The sequence below is a fragment of the Pseudomonas sp. DSV-1 genome, from assembly GCF_035830915.1.
Taxonomy (GTDB): Bacteria; Pseudomonadota; Gammaproteobacteria; order Pseudomonadales; family Pseudomonadaceae; genus Aquipseudomonas.
The window spans coordinates 590,497-617,079 of record NZ_JAYMYG010000001.1 but is presented as its reverse complement, the minus strand read 5'-3'; the positions used below and the strand labels follow the sequence as shown (position 1 = coordinate 617,079).

General features: G+C 58.6%; 22 protein-coding genes. 6 read left to right on the top strand and 16 right to left on the bottom strand.

The genetic code is table 11. From position 1 onward, the window contains the following. Positions 1 to 109 precede the first annotated feature (109 nt). Positions 110 to 1,234, top strand: a complete 1,125-nt coding sequence (locus VSQ83_RS02910; protein ID WP_326425240.1) for a class I SAM-dependent methyltransferase — start codon at positions 110 to 112, stop codon at positions 1,232 to 1,234. Positions 1,235 to 1,293: 59 nt separating this feature from the next. On the opposite strand, the gene VSQ83_RS02905 is transcribed toward VSQ83_RS02910, so the two are convergent. From VSQ83_RS02905 to VSQ83_RS02895, 3 genes are read right to left on the bottom strand one after another with little or no spacing between them, the layout of a single operon-like run. Further along, positions 1,294 to 1,461 (bottom strand): DUF2474 domain-containing protein, encoded by a 168-nt coding sequence (locus VSQ83_RS02905; RefSeq protein WP_133078615.1) that lies wholly within the window; start codon positions 1,459 to 1,461, stop codon positions 1,294 to 1,296. 57 nt (positions 1,462 to 1,518) lie between these two features. After that, the gene (gene cydB, locus VSQ83_RS02900; protein WP_133078616.1) at positions 1,519 to 2,526 is read right to left on the bottom strand and encodes a cytochrome d ubiquinol oxidase subunit II; all 1,008 of its coding nucleotides are present in this window, start codon (positions 2,524 to 2,526) and stop codon (positions 1,519 to 1,521) included. A 3-nt stretch (positions 2,527 to 2,529) separates the two neighbouring features. After that, on the bottom strand, positions 2,530 to 3,969 hold the full coding sequence (locus VSQ83_RS02895) for a cytochrome ubiquinol oxidase subunit I (protein ID WP_326425238.1): 1,440 nt from the start codon (positions 3,967 to 3,969) through the stop codon (positions 2,530 to 2,532). A gap of 406 nt (positions 3,970 to 4,375) precedes the next feature. Here VSQ83_RS02895 and VSQ83_RS02890 point away from each other — a divergent pair, with 406 nt between their 5' ends. Further along, positions 4,376 to 5,605 carry an MFS transporter gene (locus tag VSQ83_RS02890; protein ID WP_326425236.1) on the top strand — a complete coding sequence of 410 codons (1,230 nt, stop codon included), beginning with the start codon at positions 4,376 to 4,378 and terminating at the stop codon, positions 5,603 to 5,605. 105 nt (positions 5,606 to 5,710) lie between these two features. Here the strand turns inward: VSQ83_RS02890 and VSQ83_RS02885 are convergent, their stop codons facing one another. Further along, positions 5,711 to 6,148, bottom strand: coding sequence for a DUF4879 domain-containing protein (locus tag VSQ83_RS02885; RefSeq protein ID WP_133078619.1), 438 nt, complete (start codon positions 6,146 to 6,148; stop codon positions 5,711 to 5,713). A 210-nt stretch (positions 6,149 to 6,358) separates the two neighbouring features. On the opposite strand from VSQ83_RS02885, the gene VSQ83_RS02880 reads away from it, so the two are divergent. Beyond that, the gene (locus tag VSQ83_RS02880; protein ID WP_133078620.1) at positions 6,359 to 7,654 is read left to right on the top strand and encodes an NCS2 family permease; all 1,296 of its coding nucleotides are present in this window, start codon (positions 6,359 to 6,361) and stop codon (positions 7,652 to 7,654) included. Further along, positions 7,651 to 8,739 (top strand): tRNA (uridine(54)-C5)-methyltransferase TrmA, encoded by a 1,089-nt coding sequence (trmA, locus tag VSQ83_RS02875; RefSeq protein ID WP_219263151.1) that lies wholly within the window; start codon positions 7,651 to 7,653, stop codon positions 8,737 to 8,739. The genes VSQ83_RS02880 and trmA overlap by 4 nt, the downstream gene beginning before the upstream one ends. Positions 8,740 to 8,857: 118 nt before the next feature. Here the strand turns inward: trmA and VSQ83_RS02870 are convergent, their stop codons facing one another. The 9 genes from VSQ83_RS02870 to quiC all read right to left on the bottom strand — a co-directional run bounded on the left by VSQ83_RS02870 (position 8,858) and on the right by quiC (position 21,447). Further along, positions 8,858 to 10,144, bottom strand: a complete 1,287-nt coding sequence (locus tag VSQ83_RS02870) for a TolC family outer membrane protein (protein WP_326427675.1) — start codon at positions 10,142 to 10,144, stop codon at positions 8,858 to 8,860. A gap of 29 nt (positions 10,145 to 10,173) precedes the next feature. Then, positions 10,174 to 11,502 (bottom strand): HlyD family type I secretion periplasmic adaptor subunit, encoded by a 1,329-nt coding sequence (locus tag VSQ83_RS02865; protein WP_326398531.1) that lies wholly within the window; start codon positions 11,500 to 11,502, stop codon positions 10,174 to 10,176. Next, positions 11,499 to 13,244 (bottom strand): type I secretion system permease/ATPase, encoded by a 1,746-nt coding sequence (locus VSQ83_RS02860; protein ID WP_326425234.1) that lies wholly within the window; start codon positions 13,242 to 13,244, stop codon positions 11,499 to 11,501. Before VSQ83_RS02860 ends, VSQ83_RS02865 begins: the two co-directional genes overlap by 4 nt. A gap of 113 nt (positions 13,245 to 13,357) precedes the next feature. Continuing rightward, positions 13,358 to 13,987 carry a heme acquisition protein HasA gene (locus VSQ83_RS02855; protein WP_326425232.1) on the bottom strand — a complete coding sequence of 210 codons (630 nt, stop codon included), beginning with the start codon at positions 13,985 to 13,987 and terminating at the stop codon, positions 13,358 to 13,360. Positions 13,988 to 14,093: 106 nt separating this feature from the next. Next, positions 14,094 to 16,874, bottom strand: coding sequence for a TonB-dependent receptor (locus VSQ83_RS02850; protein WP_326425230.1), 2,781 nt, complete (start codon positions 16,872 to 16,874; stop codon positions 14,094 to 14,096). Positions 16,875 to 17,094: 220 nt separating this feature from the next. Beyond that, positions 17,095 to 18,096, bottom strand: a complete 1,002-nt coding sequence (locus VSQ83_RS02845; RefSeq protein ID WP_326427674.1) for a FecR family protein — start codon at positions 18,094 to 18,096, stop codon at positions 17,095 to 17,097. A gap of 86 nt (positions 18,097 to 18,182) precedes the next feature. After that, entirely contained in the window at positions 18,183 to 18,689 is a 507-nt protein-coding gene (locus VSQ83_RS02840) for an RNA polymerase sigma factor (RefSeq protein ID WP_326425228.1), read from the bottom strand. A 102-nt stretch (positions 18,690 to 18,791) separates the two neighbouring features. After that, entirely contained in the window at positions 18,792 to 19,469 is a 678-nt protein-coding gene (locus tag VSQ83_RS02835) for a TetR/AcrR family transcriptional regulator (protein WP_133076960.1), read from the bottom strand. 67 nt (positions 19,470 to 19,536) lie between these two features. Continuing rightward, positions 19,537 to 21,447, bottom strand: a complete 1,911-nt coding sequence (gene quiC / locus VSQ83_RS02830) for a 3-dehydroshikimate dehydratase QuiC (RefSeq protein WP_326425226.1) — start codon at positions 21,445 to 21,447, stop codon at positions 19,537 to 19,539. Positions 21,448 to 21,691: 244 nt separating this feature from the next. Between quiC and VSQ83_RS02825 the strand changes: the two genes are divergently transcribed. Both VSQ83_RS02825 and VSQ83_RS02820 read left to right on the top strand, forming a co-directional pair. Then, complete coding sequence (locus VSQ83_RS02825; protein ID WP_326425224.1) at positions 21,692 to 23,020, top strand: MFS transporter; 1,329 nt, start codon at positions 21,692 to 21,694, stop codon at positions 23,018 to 23,020. A 23-nt stretch (positions 23,021 to 23,043) separates the two neighbouring features. Then, positions 23,044 to 23,928: a DMT family transporter gene (locus VSQ83_RS02820; RefSeq protein WP_133076963.1), complete on the top strand. Its 885-nt coding sequence runs from the start codon at positions 23,044 to 23,046 to the stop codon at positions 23,926 to 23,928. Between the two features lie 177 nt (positions 23,929 to 24,105). Here the strand turns inward: VSQ83_RS02820 and pcaG are convergent, their stop codons facing one another. From pcaG to pcaQ, 3 genes are all read right to left on the bottom strand, one after another. Next, the gene (pcaG, locus tag VSQ83_RS02815; protein WP_326425222.1) at positions 24,106 to 24,711 is read right to left on the bottom strand and encodes a protocatechuate 3,4-dioxygenase subunit alpha; all 606 of its coding nucleotides are present in this window, start codon (positions 24,709 to 24,711) and stop codon (positions 24,106 to 24,108) included. An 11-nt stretch (positions 24,712 to 24,722) separates the two neighbouring features. Further along, entirely contained in the window at positions 24,723 to 25,442 is a 720-nt protein-coding gene (gene pcaH / locus VSQ83_RS02810; protein WP_326425221.1) for a protocatechuate 3,4-dioxygenase subunit beta, read from the bottom strand. A 98-nt stretch (positions 25,443 to 25,540) separates the two neighbouring features. Beyond that, the gene (gene pcaQ / locus VSQ83_RS02805; protein ID WP_326425220.1) at positions 25,541 to 26,470 is read right to left on the bottom strand and encodes a pca operon transcription factor PcaQ; all 930 of its coding nucleotides are present in this window, start codon (positions 26,468 to 26,470) and stop codon (positions 25,541 to 25,543) included. Positions 26,471 to 26,583 lie beyond the last annotated feature (113 nt).

Genomic DNA, 26,583 nt, shown 5'->3' with positions numbered 1-26,583 from the left:
CAAAAAAAAGTAAAATCACGCCTACCTGTAAAACCACGGACTCCTCTGTTTGCCAGCCTCCCCCTCAGGGGCAAGACATGCAGTTGCCGATTCCTCAGAGTTTGTATAAATGCCTGTGCTAGAAAGCCCCTTCGCCCAACTTCGCCTGATCCGCCAACCCGAGCAGCAAAACGAGCCCTTGCAGGCCTTTGATGCGGCAGATGAGTATTTGCTTAATCACCTGGCTGAGCAGGCGTTGCCCGCAAACAGCCGGGTGCTGGTGCTCAATGACAGTTTTGGTGCCCTGGCGGTCAGTCTGGTCAACACCCTGCATGTCACCAGCAGCAGCGACTCCTTTCTCGCCATTCAGGCGCTGGAAAAGAATCTGGTGCGCAATGGCCATGCTTACGATGCGATATCGATCATCCCTGCCAGCCAGCCTCTGGTCGGGCCTTTCGACTGTGTACTGGTGCGTGTTCCCAAGACCCTGGCACTGCTTGAAGAGCAACTGATCCGCCTGCAAGGCCAATTGGCACCCGGAGCACAGGTCATCGCAGGCGCGATGGTCAAACACTTGCCCCGCGCCGCAGGCGATCTGCTGGAGCGCTACATTGGCCCGGTACAGGCCTCGCTGGCGGTCAAAAAAGCCCGTTTGCTGGTGTCCACGTCCCAGGCCCTGGGGCCATTTACATCGCCGTACCCCACGCGCTATCGACTGGAAAAGCCGGCCATCGAGCTGCTCAACCACGCCAACGTGTTCTGCCGCGAAGACCTCGATATCGGCACTCGGGCATTCCTGCCCCACCTGCCAAAAAACCTGGGCACTGCACGGGTTGCCGACCTGGGCTGCGGCAATGGTGTACTGGCCATTGCCAGCGCGCTGAATAACCCGCAAGCGCAGTACACGCTGGTCGATGAGTCGTTCATGGCCGTGCAGTCTGCCCGCGAGAACTGGCAAGCCGCATTGGGTGATCGCGAAGTCATTGTGCGGGCTGACGACGGTTTGGCGAGCCAGGCACCGGACTCACTGGACGTAGTGCTGTGCAATCCGCCGTTCCATCAGCAACAAGTGGTGGGAGACTTTCTGGCCTGGCGCATGTTCCAGCAGGCCCGTGAGGCGCTGGTAGTGGGGGGTGCGCTGTACATCGTCGGCAACCGTCACCTGGGCTATCACAGCAAGCTGGCCAAACTGTTTCGGGGCGTCGAACAAGTGGCCGCCACTCCCAAGTTTGTGATCCTCAAGGCGCGCAAGTAATAAAAAAACCCGCCTGGGCGGGTCATAAAACCGTAGCCGCAAGGCTACGGGATGGGAAGTCAGTGGCTCTTCATGCCTGCGGCGGTCATGAACAGGCGGATCAGCCAGGCAAATACTGCCAGGCTCGCCACACTGGCGGTCCAGATCACCAGCAACCAGCCAATGCGTTGCCACAAGGGCTTTTTTTCGCACTCTTGAACGTCGTTTAGATAATCCTTGCCAGCCATGTTCGGGCCTCCTCTGGGGAAAAGGCTGTGGCCCTCAGGCCACAGCGGCATGTACGACTAGTGATAACCGTCTTCGTGAGTCACCTTGCCGCGGAACACGTAGTAGCTCCAGAAGGTGTAACCGAGAATAAACGGGATGATAAACAAGGTGCCTACCAGCATGAAGCCCTGGCTTTGGGGCGGTGCCGCTGCATCCCAGATCGAGATCGAAGGCGGGATGATGTTCGGCCACAAGCTGATACCCAGACCGCTGTAACCCAGGAAGATCAACACCAGGGTCAACAGAAACGGCGTGTAGTGAGCCTTGCGCGCTATCGCCTTGAGCAGACCATACATCGTCACCAAGACCAGGATCGGCACCGGCAAGAACCAGAACAGGTTCGGCAGTGTGAACCAGCGTGCAGCAATGTCAGTGTGCGCCAGTGGCGTCCACAGGCTGACGATGCCCATCAGCACCAGTACGGCCAACGCCAGCGGGCGACCCAGCTTGTGCATGCGCTCCTGCAAGTGGCCTTCGGTTTTCATGATCAGCCAGGTGCAGCCAAGCAATGCATAGGCCACGATCAGGGCAATCCCGCAGAACACAGTGAACGGTGAAAGCCAGTCCAGCCCGCCCCCCGCATACTGACGGTTAACCACCGGAATCCCATCAATGAAGGCCCCCAGCGCCACCCCCTGGAAGAAGGTTGCCACCAGCGAGCCGCCAATAAAGGACTTGTCCCAGAGATGGCGTTTTTCTGGCCGTGCCTTGAAGCGGAACTCAAAGGCGACGCCCCGAAAGATCAACCCCATCAGCATCAGCATCAGTGGCAGGTACAGTGCCGACAACACGACCGAGTAGGCCAGCGGGAAGGCACCAAACAATGCCGCGCCGCCCAGTACCAACCAGGTTTCGTTACCGTCCCAGACAGGGGCGACCGTATTCATCATCACATCGCGGTCGCTCTCGCCCTTGATAAAGGGAAAGAGGATGCCGATCCCGAGATCGAAACCATCCATGACCACATACATCATGATCCCGAAGATGATGATGATTGCCCAGATAAGTGGCAGATCAATACCCATGACTCAATTCCCCTTAGTCAGGCTGTCGCTGTGGCCTTCATCTGTACCCTCATGGGCCGCAGACAGAGGACGGGCAGGCGTGCGTTGCTGGCCTGGGCCACCGTGGGTGTCTTCTTCGCCTTCGTGGGTAATCGGACCTTTGCGTACCAGACGCATCATGTAACCCAGACCCGCACCAAACAGCGCGAAATACACCACGACAAACATGACCAGCGTGACGCTCATTTGCATGACGCTGTGGTTGGACGACGCATCCGAAGTGCGCATCAGCCCGTAAACCACCCACGGCTGGCGACCGATCTCGGTGGTGAACCAACCCGCAAGGATCGCGATCAGGCCCGATGGTCCCATCCACAGCACCATACGCAGGAACCAGCGGTTCTCGTACAGGGTGCCGCGCCTGCGCAGCCATACGCTCCAAAGCCCGACGAAGATCATCAACATGCCCAGCGCCACCATGATGCGGAAGCTAAAGAACACGATGGTCGAGTTGGGGCGATCCTCTGGCGGGAACTCCTTCAACGCAGGGATTTGCTTGTCCAGGCTGTGCCTCAGAATCAGGCTGCCCAGGTACGGGATCTGAATCTTGTAGTCCGTGGTTTCGGTCTTCATGTTCGGGATACCAAACAGAATCAGCGGCGTTGGCTCACCGGGTTTGTTTTCCCAGTGACCTTCCATGGCCGCGATTTTTGCTGGCTGATACTTGAGGGTATTCAAACCGTGGGCATCACCGATCAGCGCCTGTACCGGCGCAACCACCAGGGCCATCCACATGGCCATCGAGAACATGCGGCGAATGGCCGGCGTGTTACGACCGCGCAACAGATGCCAGGCCGCTGACGCGCCGACAAAAAATGCCGTGGCGACAAAGGCGGCCGTGGCCATATGCGCCAGACGGTAAGGGAACGACGGGTTGAAAATGACCGCCAGCCAGTCCACCGGAATCACCCGACCATCGATGATTTCGAAGCCTTGCGGGGTTTGCATCCAGCTGTTGGAAGCCAGGATCCAGAAGGTAGAGACCAGCGTTCCCAGGGCCACCATCGCGGTCGAGAAGAAGTGCATCCCCCGGCCCACGCGATTCCAGCCAAACAGCATGACGCCCAGAAAACCCGCTTCAAGGAAGAATGCAGTCAGTACTTCATAGGTCAGCAGCGGCCCGGTAACAGCACCGGCAAAATCCGAGAACCTCGACCAGTTCGTGCCGAACTGGTAGGCCATGACCAGGCCCGATACAACGCCCATGCCGAAGTTGACGGCGAAAATCTTCGACCAAAAGTGGTACAGGTCGCGGTAAGTATCGTCACGGGTTTTCAGCCACATGCCTTCGAGCACCATTAAATAACTGGCGAGACCGATGGTAATGGCGGGAAAAATGATGTGGAACGATATGGTAAACGCGAACTGAATTCGGGCGAGCTCGAGAGCATCCAAACCGAACATAAGTCTTCCTCTATCAGGTATCAGGTCGTTGAGGACCCAGACTTCGCGCCTGAATCCAACTACCCTGCACGCCGTGGCCACCGCGAATCGCTGCTCGCTTTCAAAACCACAACACCAAGGGATCTGGCCGGCTGGCCACTCAGACAAAAACCCAAAGGCTTTGATCTGGATCAAGCATGGATGAAAGAGTAGTCCATTCCTGACACACGGCTAATGTGGTTTGTTGTCGCGTGACACGATGCCTCAGGCCTTGATATAGACCGTTGCAAGAACCACAAGGAATCGCGCAAAAGCCCTGTTTGACCCAACGTGGGGCGCTGGGGATATGTGATATTTCGAGTCATTATTTGTTACAAGACAATGATAATCTCAACGTCCCCCCACCCTCGGCCACGACCTCTTTTAAATGACCAGCCAGCTCCTTCTGCTCCGCCATCACCGGCCATTTGTGGCCTTCTGGTTTGCCCGTATCTTCACCGCCAGTGCATTTCAAATGCTCACCGTGGCCATTGGCTGGAACCTCTACCAACTGACTGGCAACGTGATGGACCTGGGATGGGTGGGCTTGATCGAGTTCGCGCCGCGCCTGCTGTTTATGTTGCACACCGGGCATGTGGCCGACCGCTATGATCGTCGCAGAGTGGCGGCCCTGTGCCAGTCGGTACAGGCAATGATCGCCCTGACATTGGCCATCAGCAGCGCAGGCGATCACATCACCCGGGAAATGATCTTTATCCTGGCGTTTTTGCTGGGTGCCGCCCGCTCCTTCGAAATGCCCGCCACCCAGGCGCTGCTGCCTTCGATCGTGCCGGTTGAGCTGTTCCCGCGCGCAGTGGCGGCGGCACAAGCGGCGCAACAATCGGCCACCATTGTCGCGCCAGCGTTTGGGGGCTTGTTGTATGCGTTTGGCAGCGTCTGGGTGTATGGCCCGAGCGTTGCGCTGTATCTGATTGCGGCACTGCTGATGAGTAACCTCCCCGCCCGCCAGTTGCCGCTGAACAAAGCCAAGGCCACGCTGGACTCCCTGCTCGCGGGCATTCGCTTCATTCGCAGTCGCCCTGACGTCCTCGGCGCCATCTCCCTGGATCTGTTTGCCGTCCTGCTGGGCGGGGCCACGGCGCTGCTGCCTGTGTTTGCCAAGGATATTTTGCTGACCGGCCCCTGGGGCCTGGGCATGCTGCGCTCGGCACCGGCGGTCGGCGCCCTGCTGATGTCATTGTGGCTGGCCAGATTCGCGGTGGAGCGCAAGGTGGGGCGCGTCATGTTTACCGCGGTGGGGATATTCGGGGTCGCCACCATCGCGTTCGGCCTGTCGACCTCGTTCTGGTTTTCAATGGCAGTGCTGGTGGTTCTTGGCGCGGCGGACATGATCAGCATGGTGATCCGCGCCTCGTTCGTGCAACTGGAGACCCCGGATGAAATGCGTGGCCGGGTGAGCGCGGTCAACGGATTGTTTATCGGCGCGTCCAACCAGCTGGGGGAATTCGAATCCGGAGTGACGGCCCACTGGCTGGGCACAGTGCCCGCCGTGGTGTTGGGCGGGGTTGGCACGCTGGTCGTCACCGGGCTGTGGATAAAACTGTTCCCGGGGCTGGCCAACCGGGACCGGATGGTGGAAGAGCACAAAACCCTGTAGTCGCTGCCGCAGGCTGCGATAAGGGCCGAAGGACCTTCGTTCTTTAAAAAGAGCGGCTCCTGCGGGCCCGATCGCAACCTGCGGCAGCGACTACAGGTGAGGATCTCACTTTATATATAGCCGCACACCCAGCCGGTTGTGCGGCGGCACCAGCGAGGTATTGCTGAACTCGAACCAGCCACCGTCCTTGTTACCCAGGTCAAAGGTATACACGTGCCCCACCGTGGTGCCCGCACCGTTGCAGGCCACCAGCCCCTCGCCCTGGTTACAGACCGCAGCCCTCACACCGTCCACTTCCTGGCCATCGAGCGTGACATTCGGCTGGCCGCCGTAACCGCGCTCCAGCACATAGACCTTGATACCAGGGCCCTTGTGGTCGCAGCGGGTCTGCTCACGACCATCGGACACATCCTCTACAGCGCAGGAAACAGACGCCACTTTGAGAATTTCCAGGGTGCTCAGGGGTGTCGCGGGCGCGGCGCTGATCGCGGCACTTATAAGGAAGCCGACACAGGCTGAAATCGACGTGATGACGTGCTTCATGGATCCCTCCTAAAACTGGCACGCAGTATGCCTGCGACATCAAGGTTATAAAACAAGGCCCAGCAGGGTAACCAAAGCAGCCATATGTACGAGCTGCTGGTATGATGCGCGGCTTTTTCCGACAGACAGAAATTCTTCAGACGGTCCACGTCTGTGCTTTGCTGTTGAAAACGATTTAATCACGGCGCATTTGGCGCCACGGGGACTGGCATGCTGGAAAGGCTGTTTCAACTCAAAGCACACAATACCAATGTGCGTACCGAGATTCTTGCGGGTATCACCACCTTCCTGGCGATGGCCTACATCCTGTTCGTCAACCCGAGCATTCTCGGCGAGACGGGCATGGACAAAGGCGCCATATTTGTTGCCACCTGTCTGGCGGCGGCTATCGGTTCGGCGACCATGGGCATTATCGCCAACTACCCGATTGCACTGGCACCGGGCATGGGCCTGAACGCCTTCTTCACCTACACCGTGGTGCTGCACTTGGGCCACACCTGGCAGGTAGCGCTGGGTGCGGTGTTTATCTCGGCGGTGCTGTTCTTCCTGTTGTCGATCTTTCGCATCCGCGAATGGATCATCAACAGCATCCCCCTGCCACTGCGTTCGGCGATTGCCGCCGGTATCGGCCTGTTCCTGGCGCTGATTGCCCTGGGTAACGCCGGTATCGTGGTTGCCAACAAGGCAACCTTGGTCGGCATGGGCGATCTGGCTCAGCCAAAAGTGATCCTGGCCTCCCTGGGCTTTGCCCTGATTGTTGCCCTTGAGGCAATGAAAGTCCGCGGCGCGGTGCTGATCGGCATTCTGGCCGTGACCATTGCTTCCATTGCAATGGGCGTCACCGATTTCGGTGGCGTCGTGTCGATGCCACCTTCCCTGGCCCCGACCTTCCTGCAACTGGACATCAAGGGGGCCCTGGACATCGGCCTGATCAGCGTGATCTTCGCCTTCCTGTTCGTTGACCTGTTCGACAACTCCGGCACATTGATCGGCGTCGCCAAGCGCGCTGGCTTGATGGGCAAAGACGGCCACATGCCAAAAATGGGCCGTGCCCTGATCGCTGACAGCACCGCGGCCATGGCCGGTTCGTTGCTGGGTACTTCGACCACCACCAGCTACATCGAGTCGGCGGCAGGCGTGAGCGCCGGTGGCCGTACCGGTCTGACGGCCATCGTGGTCGGCATCATGTTCCTGCTGGCGTTGTTCTTCTCGCCATTGGCGGCCAGCGTTCCAGCCTTCGCCACCGCACCTGCGCTGATGTTTGTTGCCGTGCTGATGATGAGCGGCCTGGCCGAAATCGAATGGGACGACGTCACCGTTGCCGCACCGGTGGTGATCACCGCACTGGCCATGCCGTTTACCTACTCCATCGCCAACGGCATTGCCTTCGGCTTTATTTCCTGGACCGTGATCAAGCTGCTGTCGGGCCGCGCCCGTGAGCTGAATGCGCCGCTGATCATTCTGTCGGTTCTGTTTGTCGTCAAGCTAGGTTGGTTTCCTGCATGAGTGCTCTGCCATTTGATCCTGCTACCTACGCCGTTGAGCTTGAGGCCAAGGCCAATCGTCTGCGCGAGTTGCTGGCGCCTTTCGATGCGCCAGAACCCCAGGTGTTCGATTCGCCCCTGAAGCACTTTCGTCTGCGGGCCGAATTTCGCCTGTGGCGCGAAGGGGGCGAGCGTCACTACGCCATGTTCGCGCAAGATGACAAGCGCACACCGATCCTGATCGAAGAGTTTCCGATTGCCAGCCTGCGCATCAACCAATTGATGCCCCAACTCAAGGCCGCCTGGAAAGCCAGCTCAGCCCTGAGCCACAAGCTGTTCCAGGTTGAGTTCCAGACCACCCTGGCAGGCGATGCGATGGTCACTCTGTGCTATCACCGCCCGCTGGACGAGCACTGGCAAACCGCTGCCGAGCAGTTGGCCAAAGACCTCGATATCAGCGTGATCGGCCGCTCCAAGGGCAAACGTGTCGTGATCGGCCGCGATCATGTGGTCGAAGCGCTGGAAGTGGCGGGTCGCACCTTCACTTATCAACAGCCCGAAGGCGCGTTCACCCAGCCCAATGGCACGGTCAACCAGAAGATGCTCAATTGGGCATACGAAGCGCTGGGCGAACGTTCGGATGATCTGCTGGAACTGTATTGCGGCAACGGCAACTTCACCCTGCCGCTGGCGACTCGCGTGCGCAAAGTGCTGGCTACCGAAATCAGCAAGACATCGGTGTACGCCGCGCTCAACAACCTGCGCGACAATGCTGTGGATAACGTCACGCTGGTACGCCTGTCGGCAGAAGAACTGACAGAAGCCCTGAACGAAGTACGTCCATTCCGTCGCTTGCAGGGTATTGACCTGAAAAGCTACGAGTTCGGCAGCGTTTTCGTTGACCCGCCGCGTGCGGGCATGGACCCGGACACCTGCGAACTGACACGCCGCTTCGATAACATCCTGTATATCTCGTGCAACCCTGCAACATTGGCCGAGAACATCGCCCAACTGCACGATACTCACCGAATTGAGCGCTGCGCAGTATTTGACCAATTCCCGTGGACTCACCACATGGAGTCGGGCGTGTTGCTGGTTCGCCGGTAAACACAGGTTCTGATACACCGTGTCGACCGAATCGCGGGCAAGCCCGCTCCCACAGGATCAGCGCAATACCTGTGGGAGCGGGCTTGCCCGCGATGGCCACGCCGCACTATGGCCATGTTTAATGGGCTCGAAAATACCCCGCCACCTGCCGCAAATCCCCTTCATTCAATAACCCCGCGTAGTACTTGAGCTGCACCTGCGCCAGCAAATAGGCATAGCGCGCCTCAGCCAAATCCCGCTTGGCACTGAACAGCTGCTGTTCGGCATCCAGCACATCCAGATTGACCCGCTCGCCCCCACTCACGCTTTTCTGCGTCGCCTGCACCAGGGCACCGGCAGACTCAACGGCCATTTCATACGCCCGCACCTTGGCCGCCGCGCTGCTGTTGAGGTTGTATTGCTTGCGCAGGTCCACCAGCGTGGTCGCTGTTTGAGCGTCCAGTTCGTACTGAGCCTGGGACAGTTGCCGCGCAGCCTGACGGGTCGATGCCGACACCGATCCCCCTGCAAACAACGGCACGGTGAGCTGAATGCCCACGCTGTTGGTGTCGTATTTCTGGTTGTAGGTGCTCTCCGAATCGGAGCTGGTCTGACGGCTGCTGGCATACAAGCTGAGCTTGGGCAGATGCCCGGCCCGCTTGCGTTCCACCTCATACTCGGCCGAGGTCAACGCGTGATGCTGCGACGCCAGCTCCGGGTTATTGGCCAGCGCCAGTTCGCGCCAGCTTTCGAAGCGCTGAGGTTCCAGTGGCAGAATCACAAAATGCGCCACCAGCGGGGCAAGCTGCTCGACCTGCAGCGGCTCACCAAGCATCGCCTCCAGCTCACGCAAGGCTGCGTCCTGATTATCTTGCGCCTCGATTTCTTCAGCCACCGCCATGCTCAGGCGCGCCTGGGTTTCCAGCACATCGGTGCGAGTACCCTCACCGCCTTCAAGAAGCCGTTGGTTGAGTTGCAGGCGCTCGGCAAAGGCGCGCTTTTGCGCCCGGCTCAATTCGATCCGCTCCTGCGCCAGCAGCGCCTGGCTGTAGGCACTGAGCACGCGCACCGCCAGATACTGACTTTTGCTGCGAAAGCGCTCATCAGAAAACAGCGCCTGCGCTGCTCCCTGTCGGAATCGTGCGTAGGCTTCGTAGTCCAGTAGCGGTTGCTGCAAGGTCAAGGTCGCCGCATAACTGCGGTAGTCGCGGTCGGTCCGAGTGCTGGCCTGGGTGACTTCGGACTCGTTGCGCGAATTGTTGTAGTTCCACGACAGGGTGGGCAGCAACGCCGAGCGACCCAGGGCGCGGTTCTCCTCCCCTGCCGCCCGCTCTTCAATGGCGGCCTGAAAGGTCGGGTCGTTGCGAATCGCCAGATCGTAGGCTTCCAGCAACCCCATCGCCTGTACCGGCCCAGCACACGCCATCAGTAATCCACATAAGAACTGGCGCACCGTCATTCCTCCACCAACGCCATATGCGTACGGTCGAGCAACGGCTTGAACAGATAATTGAGCATCGAACGCTCGCCCGTGCGCACAAATGCTTCAACCGGCATGCCCGGGCGAATCTGCAGCCCGGCCAGTTGGGCCATGCCCGCATCGCTGACCTGTGCGCGCAGCGTGTAATACGGCTCGTCCGTGCGCTCATCGACCTGGCGATCCGCCGACACCAGTGTCACCTCGCCCGCCACCCTTGGCGTGGTGCTTTGGCTGAAGGCCGAGAACATCAACTCCACCGGCAAGCCCGGGTGAACCTTGTCGGCCAGTTCAACCGGCACGCGCGCCTCGACCAGCAGGGGTTCTCCCTGGGGCACGATTTCCATCAGTGCCTGACCGGGCTTGATCACGCCGCCCTCCGTAAACACATCCAGCCCCACCACAATTCCGGCCACGGGAGCGCGCAACTGGCTGTTGGCCAACTCAAACTCGGCCGAAGCCAGCCGGTTGCGCAGATCCTCGGTGCGCACTCGGGTGTCGGCCAGTTGGGTACGGACTTCCTTTTGATACTCCTCGGCCAGTTGCCGAATTTTCAGACGCATCTCCAACACTTGTCGCTGCAATTGACCGATGCGACCGTAGTCTTCGCTGATGGAGCCCAGTACCTGGGCGTACACCCGCTCGCTGTCCAGCAGGCGATTGCGCGGGATATACCCTTCCTTCGCCAGCTCACGCAAACCTTGCAGTTGTTCGGCAAGGGCCGTGCGTTGCAACACCTTGCTGGTCTGGGATTCACGCACCCCGCGCAACTGCGCCTCGGCGCCCGCGATACTCTCGTCGACCCCTTGCTGATCCAGCAGCAACGCCTGACGGCGGCTATCGAACAGTTGCCGCTGCAATACCAGATTCGATGCCACTTCCGGCTCGGTCGCCAAGGCCGTCAACTCGACAGGAAAGTTCACGCTGGCGGCGCCATCGCGCTCGGCATTTAGCCGCGCCTCACTGGCCAGCGAGCCATAAAACTGGCTGCGCAACGACTGAGCCTGCCCCAGCAGCGGGGTTTCCTTCAACCGGATCAAGACCTGACCGGCATCCACCTTGTCGCCGTCACGCACGTCGATCCGCTCAACAATCCCGCCGCTGGGGTGTTGCACCACTTTGCGATGGCCCGAAACCATCACCTTGCCCGACACCGCGACGCCCTTGTCCAGCGGCGCCAAAGCGGCCCAGCCGAGAAACCCGAGAAAGCCGCCGAGCATCAGTAGCCAACCCAAACGCGAATAGCGGGTGTCATCCAGTTGCAGCACATTGCTGTCCCCAGGGACCTTGGCGTTCGAATACTTCATGCCTTGCCCGCCTCTGCCGTACCGAGCCGATAGCTCACACTCATCGCAGGCTTGGGCGCCGCAGGTTTCGCTGCAGCGGGCGCACCAAGCACCTTGGCCGTCGGGCCAAAGGCTTGTAGCTGGCCTTCGCGCAGAATCAACAGGTAGTCGGTGAGGGTCAGCACATTGGGTTTGTGGGTGATCAAAATCAGTGTTCGCTTGTGCTGTTTGAGCTGGGCAATGGCCTGTAACAAGGCCTGTTCCCCGGCTTCATCGAGGTTGGAGTTGGGTTCGTCGAGCACGATCACCGCTGGCAAGCCGTAAAGTGCACGGGCCAGGCCGATGCGTTGCTTCTGCCCGCCGGACAGCCCCGCGCCGCCTTCACCCAGGCGCGTTTCATAGCCGTCGGGCAATTGCAGAATCAGCTGATGCACTCCGGCCAGTTGCGCAGCGGCCAACACCTTGTCGGCATCCACCTCGGCAAAGCGTGCGATGTTTTGCGCGATGGTCCCGGCAAACAACTGAATGTCCTGGGGCAAATACCCCAGATGCGGACCGAGCTGATGCTTGTCCCACTGCGACAACTCAGCCCCGTCCAGCCGCACCTTGCCCGCCAGCGGTTGCCATACCCCAATCAACAGCCGGGCCAAGGTCGACTTGCCGCAGCCAGAAGGCCCGATCACCCCCATCACTTGCCCGGCCGGCAAGGTGAAGCTCAAGTTGGCCAGGGTGGCGCGACGGGTGCCGGGAGCGCTGGCGCTCAATTGCTCCACCGCCAGTTCGCCCCGAGGCGCAGGCAATGCCATGCGCCGGGCTCGCGGCGGATAGCTGTGCAGCAATGCTTCGAGGCGCTGATAGGCTAGCCGTGCCGACGTCCATTGCTTCCATACACCGATCAACTGGTCGATGGGGCTCAGTACCCGGCCCATCAGAATGGAGCCGGCAATCATCATCCCGGCCGTGATCTGGCCTTGCACGGCCAGCAGCGCGCCCAACCCAAGCACCAGGGATTGCAGCGCCAGGCGCACGCCTTTTGACCAGGCGCTTACGGTGGCGGTTTTTTCACTGGCCAGATTCTGCTGCGCCAAAAAGGCCGTGTGCTGTGCCAACCAACCCTCGCGCAAGGTATCGAGCATGCCCATTGCCTCGATGGCCTCGGCATTGCGCAGATGGGCGCTGGCTTGCTGGGTGGCTTGCACTGACAACTCACTGGCGGCTTTAAGTGGGGCTTGCGAGACGCGCTGATTGACCCACGCCAGTATCATCAACAGCACCGCCCCGCCCAGGGCCAGCAGCCCCAGCCACGGGCTGAACATAAAAATCACAAACAGGTACACCGGAAACCACGGCGCATCGAAGAACGCGAACAGGGCATTGCCGGTCGCAAATTGGCGCAGGCTGGTGAGGTCATTCAGCGCCTGCCCGACCGCCGGGTTGCCAGTGCGCAATTGCGCTTCGAACGCGGCGTCGTAGACGCGCTGATTCAAGCGCATATCCATCTGCGTGCCGAGGCGGATCACCACCTGACTACGCACCCACTCCAACGCGCCCATCAGGCCAAAGAGGCCGAGGATCATCAGCGTCAGCATCAACAGGGTCATTTGATTGCCCGATGCCAGCACCCGGTCATACACCTGCAGCATGTACAGGGCCGGGGCCAGCATCAGTAAATTGATCACGGCCGAGAACAGGCCGATATTGAAGAAAGCACGTTTGTAGGCCGTCAAGGCAGCCAGCATCTCGTTGGCTTTGGGCCGGGTCATGGAAGGATTCCGAGGAAGTGGGCCGAAAACCCTGTGGGAGCTGGCTTGCCTGCGATGCAATCGCGGGCAAGCCCGGCTCCCACAGGATTGGAGTTCACTGAAGTGAGCGGGAGTTACGCCGCCAGAGCCCAGTCCTGAACCACTTCTTGCACGCCCACCAGGCTGATATCAGCAACCTGCGGTGCATCGGAGTGAGCCAGGCCAGCAGCGGCCAACTGGTCGAAGGTTGAATCGGTGGACAGGCCGAACTCGCTCAACAGGTTGTTGAGCACGCCTTCCAGACCCGATACGTTGCCTTTCATCAGGCCGTAGATCACGTCCTGAACAGCGTTGCCTGCACGGCCGGCATCGCTGGCGGCAGACAGGTCGAGGCCGTTGAAGGAGACGGTGTAGTCGCCCAGGCCAAACGCGCTGCCCGAACCACCAGTCAGCACTTCACCCAAACTCACGCTGTCCAGTTCACCCCACAGGTAATGGTTCATGTTGTCGCCAGCAGAGACTTTAGGGTCATACACATAATGCAGGCCATTGCTGGTATCGCTTCCTGCGATAAAGGCGTAGTCCGAATTATTGGCACCATGCGTCGCATACTGCTCACCATCTTGAGCACGACCGCCACTATTGAAACCACCGGTATTGCTTAGACCGTGACCCGCAGTTTTAAAACCTTGAGCCCAATCGCTAAGCACGTCACCAATCGAATCAGAACCAACAAACGAACTATAGTTAATTGAAATAGTCATGACTTGAACTTCTTCCTTAGATAGTTTCAGTGAAGTGGCGCACAGCGATGCACGCCCTTGCTCACAACGAGCAATCTTTTATATAACGAAGCAAACAGTCCGTTATTTAGAATTTATATTCGAGCATGCCACTCAATGTCCGACCGCGCGCCATACTCAAGTTATTGGCATCGCCCATGGCCACAAAGTAGGCTTCGTCGGTAGCGTTTTCTAATGACAAGGTAATATTCAACGTGTCCGTCGGCCAGTAACTTGCATACAGGTCGTACACGCTGTATTTAGGCCAGTGTGCTTGCTCTATACCGGAGTAACTCCATTCATTCAGACCCGCGCCATTACCAGGGCTGTAGCGAAAGCGTATCCCCGTGTCCAGGCGCCGCTCAAGGAAACGAGCACCCACTGTTAGAGACCCTCGATCTGCGGGCATATATGCCGCATTACCCATAGTAGATCCGCAATCGATTTTGTTGTTTCTGTCCGGGTCATCGAGCCATTCAGAGACTCTAGTATTGATGTAGCCAATCTTGCCATTAGGCCGGGTGTAGGGCGTCCTGATTATCTTAACAACCTCGCCCCTTTTCTTGGCGCCGCCCATATAGTACCCACTTGAGCAAAATTCATTACTGCCAATCATATGCGTGTAACTCAGGTTGGTATACAACCGGCCCATATCGTAATTCAACTGATATTCAACGCCGCGAAACCGGGTCTCCGTCTGGTTATTCACATACGCAGAGCGACCCGACCCGACGACATCCGCCGACCCTGGAAGAGAGACACCATAGTGTAAAAATGAAAAACTCTTGATGTTATTATCAAAGTAAGCAACTTTTACTCCAAGCCGGTCATTATTAAAGAACAGGGATTCTTTAAAGATATTTAAACCGAACTCCCATTCCCGGTTTTCCTCAGCTTTCAGGTATGGATTGGGGTAAACCCGCTCCGGTGCATTCCCCCCATGGGGCCGCCCGGTCATAAACACCTCAGTCACCGCCGGCGGGCGCCAGCCTTGGCCCCATCGCCCATAGAACTGCAACCAGTCAACTCCGGGCTTTATCCCTATACCAAACGTCGGTGAAAACTTGCCTTCTTCACGATCTGAATCATAGAAATAAACATTTCTTACAGAAGAACCCGAGGTCATCACCTCGCCACCATTCTCCCCTGGAGTGACCGGCGCTTGCCATAAACTCATGCCCGTTTTGCCTTCCAGGCGATAGCGGTCATAACGCAACCCGGCATCCAGCGCCAGCCAATAGCTGTACTGGTAGTGCAGGTTATTGAACAGGCTGGCCATGGTGCGTTTGCCTTCCGGGTCTGCCCCCTCGACCCAGGGCAGATCGTTCTCGTTCTCGGCCGGCACCAGATTGTTCTTGGATTTCAAAATGTCCTGATAGCTTTCCAGGCCATAGTTCCAGCTCAGTTGCCCGTAGTTGTTGAAGTCAAACCGGGACGTGTTTTCTACCTGAAAACCCCATGTGCTGGTGCGAAACTCATCTTCGTAACCATCAAATGCATTACCACTATTAGCCGACGCTTTGTGGGGGGCATTACGCCGATCAAGCTGCGTATTGACGTAATAAAGTTTACTTTTGAAGTCGATCAGCTCGTTATCCGGGTTGTAGCTGTAATCCAGCGCCAGGTTGCCGGTATTGATATTGCTTTTACCGGTACGCACATAGTCGTAACCATCCTGCGTCGCATTGAGGTTGGTCCATGCGTCAGCGCTATCGCTGTCGGTTTCCAGGTAAGTGAACTGCGCTCGCTGGTCGTTGGGCAGGTTCAGCCCGAGCTTGACCATCTGCGAACGGGTCACGCTGCCGGTATCGCCTACTTCACTGGTCAGCCAGTCTGTCCAGGCTTCGCGATATTTGTTCTTGTTGCGAATATTTACGCCCAGGTTATCGGCGTTTTGCCGACCGGTACGGTAGTCACCAAAATGGCGTTCGCTATAAGCAACCAAAATGTCGCCAAGTTCATTGCCAAATGCGAAGACGCCACCGCCATTGAAATAGGTGCCGTTACCCAATTTACCGATACCGCTGCCGGCCCGGATGCGCCCGCCGTACTCTTTGCCGTCTTCCAGGAACTCGCTGGCTTGCAGGGTGTTAAAGCTGGCAATGCCCCCCAATACGCCCGCACCGCCCATGCCGGACTGGGCGCCTTTATCGATTTCAACGCTGGAGACCATTTCCGGGTCGATCAACATCACGCCGTTGCGCTGCTGGTGGCCGTTAACGTTGAAATTCTGGCGCATGCCGTCAACGTTCATGTTGACCCGGCCGTAGTCCTGAATACCGCGGATGTTGACCGACAGGCCCTGGTCACGCTGATTGACGGCGGTGTACACGCCCGTGGTTTCTTCGAGCATGTCCGCTGCGTGGCGTGGGGCGCGCTTGTTGATTTGCTCGCGAGTAATGACCGCTACAGAAGATGGCGTCTGATACACCCAATCCCCACTATTGCCTTCGCTGGCCGTTACCGAAGTAGTGCCCAATGCCAGTGCGCCATTGTGTTCGCCGCTGACGCGGGTCAGGGTGACCTGGCGTTCGCCGGTAAAGCGGTACTCCACCGGATTGCCGCCCAGCAAACGGGCCAGACCTTCCTGTACGCCGAAGTCGCCATTGAGTGCTACGGATTTCAGGCCTTGCAGCATCTGGCTGTCGAACAGCACTTGCAGGCCAGCCTGCTCGGCAAAAATCAGCACGGCCTTGTCCAGCGGCTGGGCCGGAATATGGAAGGCGATAAATTCTTGTTGCACGGCGCTGCTGACTTTTTCAGCGGCCTGTACCGGCGCTTGCACCGCCAGCGACGCAAACAGTGCGATATGAACAGCAAAGGCTAACCGGCTTGCGGAATGCACCCCTTTGCGCTGACTACCCATCATTTTTATTTTCCCCAGGCTTACGAGCTGCTTTGCGAATGAATCTCAATAGCAAGACGTAACGTCGGGGTGAAGTCAGTAAAGGTTTTTGCGATTAATGTTCAAAAAGCGCTGGAGGGCCCTGTAGGAGCGGGCTTGCTCGCGATAGCCGCACTGCAATCTGCCTGACACACCGCGCGGTCTGCATCGCAGGCAAGCCGGCTCCCACAGGATGGGTGGTGGCTCAGTACACCAGGCTCACGCCCGCCAGTTCGACGCGCTGCACATGCAGCTCCTGGGTGAGGGTGTGCAGCGCGCTGTCGAGCATTTCCAGGCGGAATACCCCGCTGACCTGCCGACTGGCCAAGGCCGGGTTGGCCAATATGATCTGGCCGGGGCGATAGCGGTTGAGCTGTTCGATCACGTGGGCCAGCGGTTGACGGTCAAAGACCAGTACACCACGGCGCCAACTGGTGGCCGCGTTGAGGTCGAAACCGGGCAGTTTTTGTACACCCTCCTGTGCGCTGTAGCGGGCGCTTTGGCCTTCTTCCAGGGTTTGCTGCGCCGCGCCCTGAACCGGTGGAGTCAACAGGCTGACCGCAACGCTGTGCTGCAACACCCCGACCCATGCCTGGTCGCTGCTTTCCCGACCAACCACAAATTGCGTGCCCAGCGCCCGGGTTCGCCCACCCGCACTTTGCACTACAAAAGGCCGGGTTTCGGCTTCGCCCATGGGCGACACGTCAAATACGGCCGACCCCGAAAGCAATCTGATCCGCCGCTCGCGGGTGTCGTAGTCGATGCTGATTGCACTGGATGCGTCCAGCTCGACCGAACTGCCATCGGCGAGTTGAACGGTTCGGATTTCTCCTGCACCCGTGCGGTAGTCCGCCTGCATTTGAAGCAGCAGGGGCGGGCCGCTGATCCAGCCGACCGCCAGCACCATCGACAGTATCGCCGCACGCCCGGCCCAACGCAGCGGGCGCCGGCGTCGAGTCACCGGCACGGGGCGGGCGGCGGGCGGTGACAGGCGATGCCCGGCGGGCCTGGCCTCCAGCGCCAGCGCCCCCAGCGCCGCCCAGGTCTGCTCGGCAAAACGTAACGCCGGGGCATGGCGCTCATCGGCGGCCAGCCACAGGTCCAGTTGCGCCCGGGCGTCTTCGCTCAACGCACCCGCGTGCAGACGCACCGCCCACTCGGCGGCCGCTTCAGTAATGCTCTGCTGTTCGGGGCCTTGGCTCATCAGGTGTGAATCTCTATTTCTCGTTATATATAAGCAGTGACGTCTCGCCGGCTAAAACTCAGTAAGCCATTCATCTACATATTTGAATGTTATTTCTCAGGCTCTTGTAGGCGCTGCATGACGTAGGCCAAGGCTTTTGACAGATGCTTTTGCACTGAGCTGTCAGAAATTTCAAGATGGCGCGCAACTTGAGCATGGGTCATGCCCTCGATGCGGTTGAGACGGAAGATTTCCTGAGTCCTTTCGGGCAATTCGGACAATGTCTGCTTTAGAGCCATGCGCTGTTGTTCAGCCATCGCCTGGGCCTCCAGCCCTGCCAGTTCATCTTCGATTTCAGCCAGTGCTTCGTGGGCAACCGAGTCGGTCTTGCGTCGGGTTTCCTGGCGAATGTGATCGACCAACAGGTTGCCCGCGATGCGATACAGATAGCCGGGTGTGTTGTCGATGTGCTCCTTGCGCCCACGCTCGGCCATGCGCAGAAAACTTTCCTGCACCAGGTCTGCGGCCAGCTGAGGGTCTCGCACCTTGCGCGCCAGATACCCGCGCAGGGTACCAGCATGCTTGAGGAACAAGCCTTTGAGATCCATATCCGACAAACCGACTCCCTGAGCATGAAGGAAAGGGGCGGCTATCTTACTTTTTGTCGAGAATGATTTTCAATTGGTATTGGATTTCATTTCCAGAAATGTAGTGCCCGGTCATGCCTGTAAATAACGCAATACCGCGTCACACATCATGTCGCGCTGACGCTGCTTGACCTGCAGATCGGAAAAGTCGACCTGAAAAATCTCACCCAGGGTGTACCGGTTCGACACTCGATAAAAACAGAATGAACTGACCAGTAAATGAACATCCAGCGGGTTCAGCCCCGCACGGAATACCTTTTGTTCAACGCCGCGTCGCAGGATGTTCTCCAGGGCATGCACAATCGTGTCGTTCATGGCCTTGATGCCTTCCGAACGCTTGATGTACTCACCCTTGTGGATATTTTCGATGCTGACAATGCGCACAAAATCCGCGTTCATGTCGTGGTGGTCGAAGGTGAACTCCACCAGCCGCAGAATGGCTTCTACCGGCTCGAGCTGATCCAGGTTCAAGCGACTTTCGATGCTGCGGATTTCGCCGTAGAGCTTCTCCAGCACCTCGACGTAGAGCTGCTCCTTACTGGTGAAGTAGTAATAGATCATGCGCTTGGAGGTCTTGGTACGCTCTGCGATGGCGTCCACGCGAGCGCCCGCCAACCCTTGTTCCACGAACTCGACAATGGCTTCTTGCAGGATATTTTCCCGCGTCTTCTCAGGGTTGTTCTTACGGCTCTTGCGCGGTTCGACGACCGGTGCCGTGGCGCCGGTGTCGAGTTCTGGAATGTCGGTCATGTAAGGTTCACGGCCATATTGGAATGCCCGCGATTATGGGGCGCCCTGCTCAATGAAGGAAGTCGCCCTACAGTTTTGCCTGACGCACCGCGCCACTGCGCGACTTGGCCATGGCGGCCAGACGCACCGCTACGTTTGCAGCACCGTACCCGGCATAGCCATTTTTGCGCTGCAGAAGCTCGAAGAAGAAACGCCCCTCAAAGGCTTCCGTATATACATGAAACAACTCGCCGCCTTGGGCATCCCGGTCGTACAGCACGTTGAAATAGGCCAGTTCGCTCAAGAACTCATCATCGAAATCAAACCGCGCGGCCAGGTCGTCATAGTAGTTGAGCGGGATATCCAGCAGCGGCACGCCCGCAGCCTTGGCACGGCTGACTTCAGCAAACAGGTCGTCACATTCAAAGGCAATGTGATGCACACCTGAACCACGATAACTCGACAGGGCATGTGAGATGGCGGTGTTTCTGTTCTCTGAAATATTCAACGGCAAACGAATCGAGCTGCATCGACTGCGCAATGCCCGGCTCTTGACCAGCCCATAAGGGTCCGGCAGCACCACTTCATCATCAGCCTCGAAATCCAGAAGGCTTTTATAGAACAGTACCCAGCTGTCGAGGCTATCGGCGGGCAGAGCCATTGCCATGTGGTCGATGCGCTTGAGCCCGCCCTGGGCTGAAGGAGTTGGCGTGATGGTGAAGTCCGACTCATACAGCGGCTTGCCGGCAGCGTCTTTGTCCACCAGATAAATCAGGCTGCCATCCGGTGCGCGCACCGCCGCCAGCTCCAGCTCATTGGGGCCGACCAGCCCGCGATAGGGCTGCCCCTTGTAGGCCACGGCACGGGCCAGGGCGCTGCTGCTGTCCTGCACACGCAGTGCAGTGGCGCACAACGATGGGCCGTGGGCCTCAAAAAAGTTATGGGCGAACGAATAGGGTTCAGCGTTGAGGATCAGGTTGATGTCGCCCTGGCGCAGCAAGCTCACGTTCTTTGAACGGTGCTGCCCGGCCTTGCTGAACCCCAGGCGTTCGAGCCAGTGAGTCAGCTGCGCGCCCTGGCTTTCATCCACGGCAAATTCGAGGAACTCGATACCGTCGTACTGACTGGCTTGAGGCGGTGCAAACAAGGGTTCAAGCGTCGCGGCCGGGGCCGCTTGCTGCACAAGCCGTTCGCGGGTCTTCTCTTCGAGGTACAACAACGAACGCAAGCCATCGGCCGCATTGGCCCGCGGTGGAGCTGCCCGAAAACCATCATTGAAGATTTCCAGCGACAAAGGCCCTGTGTAGCCACTTTGTATGATCGGCGCCAAAAAGCCCGGCAGATCAAACTCGCCCTGCCCTGGGAAACAACGGAAATGACGACTCCATTCCAGCACATCCATGGCCAGAATCGGTGCGTCAGCCATTTGTACAAAGAAGATCTTGTCGCCGGGAATCTGCGCAATGGCGCCTGGATCGCCCTTGAGCGACAGGGTGTGGAAGCTGTCGAGCAATACCCCAAGATTCGGATGGTCGATCTGGCGCACCAGATCCCAGACCTGTTGCCAGGTATTGACGTGACGCCCCCAGGCCAGCGCTTCGTAACCAATGCGCAGGTTGCGCGCCCCCGCACGTTCGGCGAGCAGGCTCAGGTCATCCAGCAGAATCTGGCGATCGCCCACCGAGTCGGGCGAAGCGTTACTGCACACCAGCACCAGGTCGGTGCCCAGCTCCTGCATCAAATCAAACTTGCGCTCGGCGCGATCAAGGTTGCGGGCGAGACGATCGCGGCGGCACCCCTCGAAATCACGAAACGGCTGGAACAAGCTGATTTCAAGCCCCAGATCGGTGCACATCTGACGGACTTCACGGGGGCTGCCGTCGTAATACAGCAGATCGTTCTCAAAGATCTCGACCCCGTCAAAACCTGCCGCCGCAATGGCGTCCAGCTTCTCTGGCAAGGTGCCGCTCAAGGAAACCGTGGCGATCGAACGCTTCATTTAAAACTCCCAGGATTGGCGCAGCCTGCAGGCGACGGCATTTCTTAATGGCTTGATTATTAAGGGCGCCCTATTATTGAGCAACCAATCTGTACCAACCGGTTAGTTTTGCGTGCGATTATCGAACATTATGGCCTATCTTGAATTGACGATTTTTTGTCCACTCGCCACCATCAACCCCGTACTTCTTGCGTCAACTGTTGTGCAACACCACATAAAAATTCCAAGAAACGGGTAAACATCCATGGTCCCTTCTCCGACTGCACGCACTACCCCTGCCCACGCTCCAAACGCAGGAATGGGTGACAAGATTCGCGGCACCCTGGCGACTGGCAAAACCCGTTGGGGCATGCTCGCACTGGTGTTTTTCGCTACCACACTGAATTTTATCGACCGCGCCGCCCTGGGCGTCATGCAACCGATCCTGGCCAAAGAGATGAGCTGGACGGCGATGGACTACGCCAACATCAACTTCTGGTTTCAGGTGGGCTATGCCATTGGCTTCGTGCTGCAAGGCCGCCTGATCGACCGGGTTGGGGTCAAGCGCGTGTTCTTCTGCGCCGTGTTGCTCTGGAGCCTGGCCACCGGTGCTCATGGCCTGGCCACGTCAGCGGTGGGCTTTATGATTTGCCGCTTCATTCTCGGCCTGACTGAAGCCGCCAATTACCCGGCCTGCGTAAAAACCACGCGGCTGTGGTTCCCGGCCAGCGAGCGGGCCGTGGCCAGCGGGATCTTCAACGCCGGTACCAACGTGGGCGCCATGTTCACCCCCATGATGCTGCCATTGGTGCTGCACGTGTGGGGCTGGCAGGCAGCCTTTTTGTGCATGGCGGCCTTGGGCGGTGTCTGGCTGATCTTTTGGGGCTTGAAGTACTACAACCCTGAAGATCACCCAACCGTTAGCAAAGAGGAACTGGCTTACATCCAGCAAGAGAAAGAGCCTGAGCAAACCACCGTCTCTTTCGGCACCATCCTCAAGATGCGCGGCACCTGGGCATTCGCCTTGTCCTACGCCATGACGGCTCCCGTGTTCTGGTTCTACCTGTACTGGCTGCCGCCGTTTCTCAACCAGCAATACAACCTGGGCATCAGCGTGACCCAAATGGGCATCCCGCTGATCATCATCTACATCACCGCCGACTTCGGCAGTGTGGGCGGCGGGATTCTGTCTTCGGTCCTGATCAAGCGCGGCATGGCGGCGGTCAAGGCGCGGCTGGTGTCGATGCTGTTGTGCGCGATCAGCATCATCGGCGTGGTGATGGCCGCAGGCTCCAGCGAACTGTGGGTCGCCGTGGGCGCCATTGCCCTGGCACTGGGTGCGCACCAGGCCTGGACGGCCAACGTGTGGAGCATGGTGATGGACTACACGCCCAAGCACATGATGGGCACCGTGTTCGGCTTTGGTGGAATGTGCGCCGCCATCGGCGGGATGTTCATGACCCAGTTTGTGGGTTATGTGCTGACCGTCACGAACAATAACTACACCTTACTGTTCACCATGATTCCAGCGATGTACTTCATTGCGTTAGTGTGGATGTACTTCATGGCGCCGCGAAAAATCCCACAGGTTTAGCGCATAGAACAACGAGGTATTCGATGACACTACCCACACCCCTCTCGGGGGTGAACCAACCCCTGAAGGGCATCCTGCTGATTGTGACAGCCACAGCGCTGTTCTCCAGTCACGATGCGCTGTCCAAGTACCTCAGTGGTTTCTACCCGGTGGTGATGGTGGTGTGGGCACGTTACCTAGTGCATACCGTACTGATGGCGGGGATCTTTCTGCCCCAGTCCGGATTGCGTGTACTGCGCAGCAAACGGCCCTTGCTTCAGGTATTGCGGGCCATTTGCCTGCTGGGTTCAGGGCTTTTTTTCACCTATGGGCTGCTGTTTATCCCACTGGCTGAAAATACGGCGGTCAACTTTCTGGCGCCGCTGCTGGTGGCGGCATTGTCCGGGCCATTACTGGGCGAGACCGTGACTCGCGGGCAATGGATGGCCGTGGTGTGCGGGTTTATCGGGGTGGTGATCATCATCCATCCGGGAGGCGAGTTGTTTACGCCTGCGGTGTTATTGCCCATGACGGCAGCGCTGTGTTTCAGCTGCTATCAGATCCTCACGCGCAAACTCAGTGCGTACGACAGCCCCACCACCAGCAACTTTTTTGCCGGGCTGTTCAATGTGCTGGTGATGAGTGCGCTGGTGCCGTTTTTCTGGCAAACGCCGACTCTGATCCACGGCTTGCAAATGCTGGCGCTGGGCAGCCTGGGCATGACCGCGCATTTGCTGCTGACCCAATCTTTTCGAGTGGCGGCTCCCGCATTGCTGGCGCCGTTCAGCTACTGCCAGATTGTGTTTTCAGGGGTGTTGGGCTGGTTGCTTTTTGACCACACGCCTGACCTGGCCAGCCGCATCGGCATTGCGATTATCTGCATCAGCGGGCTGGCGGCGGCGTGGCAGCAGCGGCGCGGCCGCACATAAGTCACGTAGTCGCTGCCGAGGTACGAAGGCTGCGATCGAGCGCGAAGCGGTCGTATATCGGTGAACGCGTTATTACCTGAAAAACCGCGTTCTCTGAGTTTACGACCGCTTCGCGCTCGATCGCAGCCTCGCTGCGCTCCTCAGCGGCTACAAGGTTTGCGCTGGTGTCTCAGGCGCTTAAAAGTCGAAGAACACCGTCTCCCCTTCGCCCTGAATGCGGATATCAAACTTGTAGGCGGTTTTGCCATTGACTTCGCAACGGTGGGCGATCAAGGTTTCGCGCCGTTGCGGCTGCTCGATCAGGTTGAGCACCGGGCACTTGGCATTCGCCTCGGGCTCGTCGCTGAAGTACAGGCGAGTTTGCAAATGGATGTTGATGCCACGGGCAAACAGCGACACGTTGATATGCGGCGCCATCGGCACACCGCCTGCGTTGTTCACAACCCCCGGCTTGATGGTGTTCAGCGTCCACTCACCCGCATCGAAGGTGGTGGCGGTACGACCAAAGCTGTTGAACGCTTTTTCCGAGTCAAACGCCTCGTCATAGACCCCTTCATGGTTGGCCTGCCACAGCTCCAGAAAGGAGTCGCGCACCAGATGGCCATTGCCGTCATAAACGTTGCCAAACAGCACGATAGGCTCGCCCGATGCACCGGGCTTGGCCATCTCGCTCCAGATTTCATCAGGTCGCGACGGGTTGCCGGCCGCAGCCAGGGCCAGGCCGATATGCACGTAGGGGCCAGCCGTTTGCGATGGGGTTTCGGGTAGCAGTTCGATAGGCATGACGGAGCTCCTCAGCAGTTTTCGAAGTGAGTCTGGCGCTGACCGCGCAGCACGATGTCAAAACGATACGCCAGACAATCCATCGGATTGGCCGCGCCCATGTCCAACCGGGCGATCAGGCTTTGCACGGCATCGGCGTTGGTAATCGACTTGACGATCGGGCACATGGGGATCATCGGATCACCTTCGAAATACAGCTGGGTAATCAGCCGCGTGGCAATTGCCGGGCCACTGATGGAGACGTGGATATGCGCCGGGCGCCAGTCGTTTGGTCCGTTGCGCCAAGGATAGGGCCCCGGTTTGACGGTGCGAAAACTGTAATACCCTTCGCTGTCGGTCAGGGTGCGGCCCACGCCGCCAAAGTTTGGGTCCAGCGGCGCCAGGTAACGGTCGTTTTTGTGGCGATAACGGCCGCCTGCGTTGGCCTGCCAGATTTCAACCAGGGTATGAGGAATCGGCTTGCCGTACTGATCGCGCACGCGCCCCGCCAGGATGATCCGCTCGCCTATCGGCAAACCACCATTGTTGAAATTAAGCAGCAGGTCGTTGTCGAACTTGCCGAACTTCAGATGGGAAAAGTCAGGCCCGCTGGTTTCACTGACCGATTGCGGAATGCTCACCAGCGCCTGGCGCGGGGAACGGGCAATGGATGTCTTGTAATCGGGGGTCAGGGCTTTGGGGTGCCAGTTGCGGTCACGGATGATAAAGCGCCGGCTGTCTGCATCAGACATGTCGATCTCCTGTTGTTTTTATAAAGGCCAGGCGCCAGTTTCAAACAACAGGGGAGGCAGGACTACTGAAAAGGCCAGCTCTAAACATAACCATTTAGTTATGGATAAATGCCTTCACCGTAGGCCTGCCCCAATTCGCGCAAGACTTCCACACAGCCCTGTGCCGCCACCGACATCGGTACATGGGCGTTACTGCAAATACCGATCGAACCGCCCGGCTCGCGCTGGCCCAGGTCGATTTCCTGGAGTTCGCCACTGGCCAGATCCAGACGCACGGCGTCCAGCGGTGCAATCCACACCGCATCGTTGCGCAGCACATAACGCCGACTCAGAGTAATCGACAGGGTTTCCAGACGCTGGCGGGACTGGCTGATGCCGCACTGTACAAACAGGCTGTCGGCAAAGGCGCGAATGGTGGTGTTGGCCAGCGGCAAAACCAGCGGATAGTTTTCAAGCAGGGTACGGTCCAGCGGGCCCTGGGTCAGGGGATGACCCGCGCGGGCTACCAGGGTCATGGATTCGCTGTAGAGATGCTCAAAATTCATACCCTGAATTTCCGGGCTGTCGGTCATGCGCCCTACGACCAGATCGACATCGCCTACCCTTAACTGCGATAACAGATAGGCACTTGGCCCGGTGACAACGCTGACCACCAGCGATGAATGCCGTGCATGCAGACGCTGCACGAGTTCGGGTATCAACAGGCTTTCGACCGTCGACAAGACCCCCAGCCGCACCGTGCCGCCTACATACTCACCGCCGCGCAGGGCATTGACGCCTTCGCGCAATGCCTGCACCGAGGGCGTCGCATACCGCAGGAACGCCACGCCGGCTTCGGTCAGGGTGATCCCGCTTTTACTGCGAACAAACAGGCTGACCGTCAGCAGCGCCTCAAGCTCCTTGAGGGTTTTGGACATGGCTGGCTGGCTGGCTGCCAGCACATCGGCTGCCCGCGCCAAACTGCCCTGGCGCGCCATTTCCAGAAAGCACACAAGGTGGCGGTACTTGATGCGGGTATCAATGTTCACAGGGCTAACAACTCCGGGGCGGGGATCGGCGTGCCGTATTCAACCACTTCAGTCCGGGGCCCGGAACTGAATTAAGGCGTTCAGGTCTTTTTAACGGGATACAACGCTCTCCA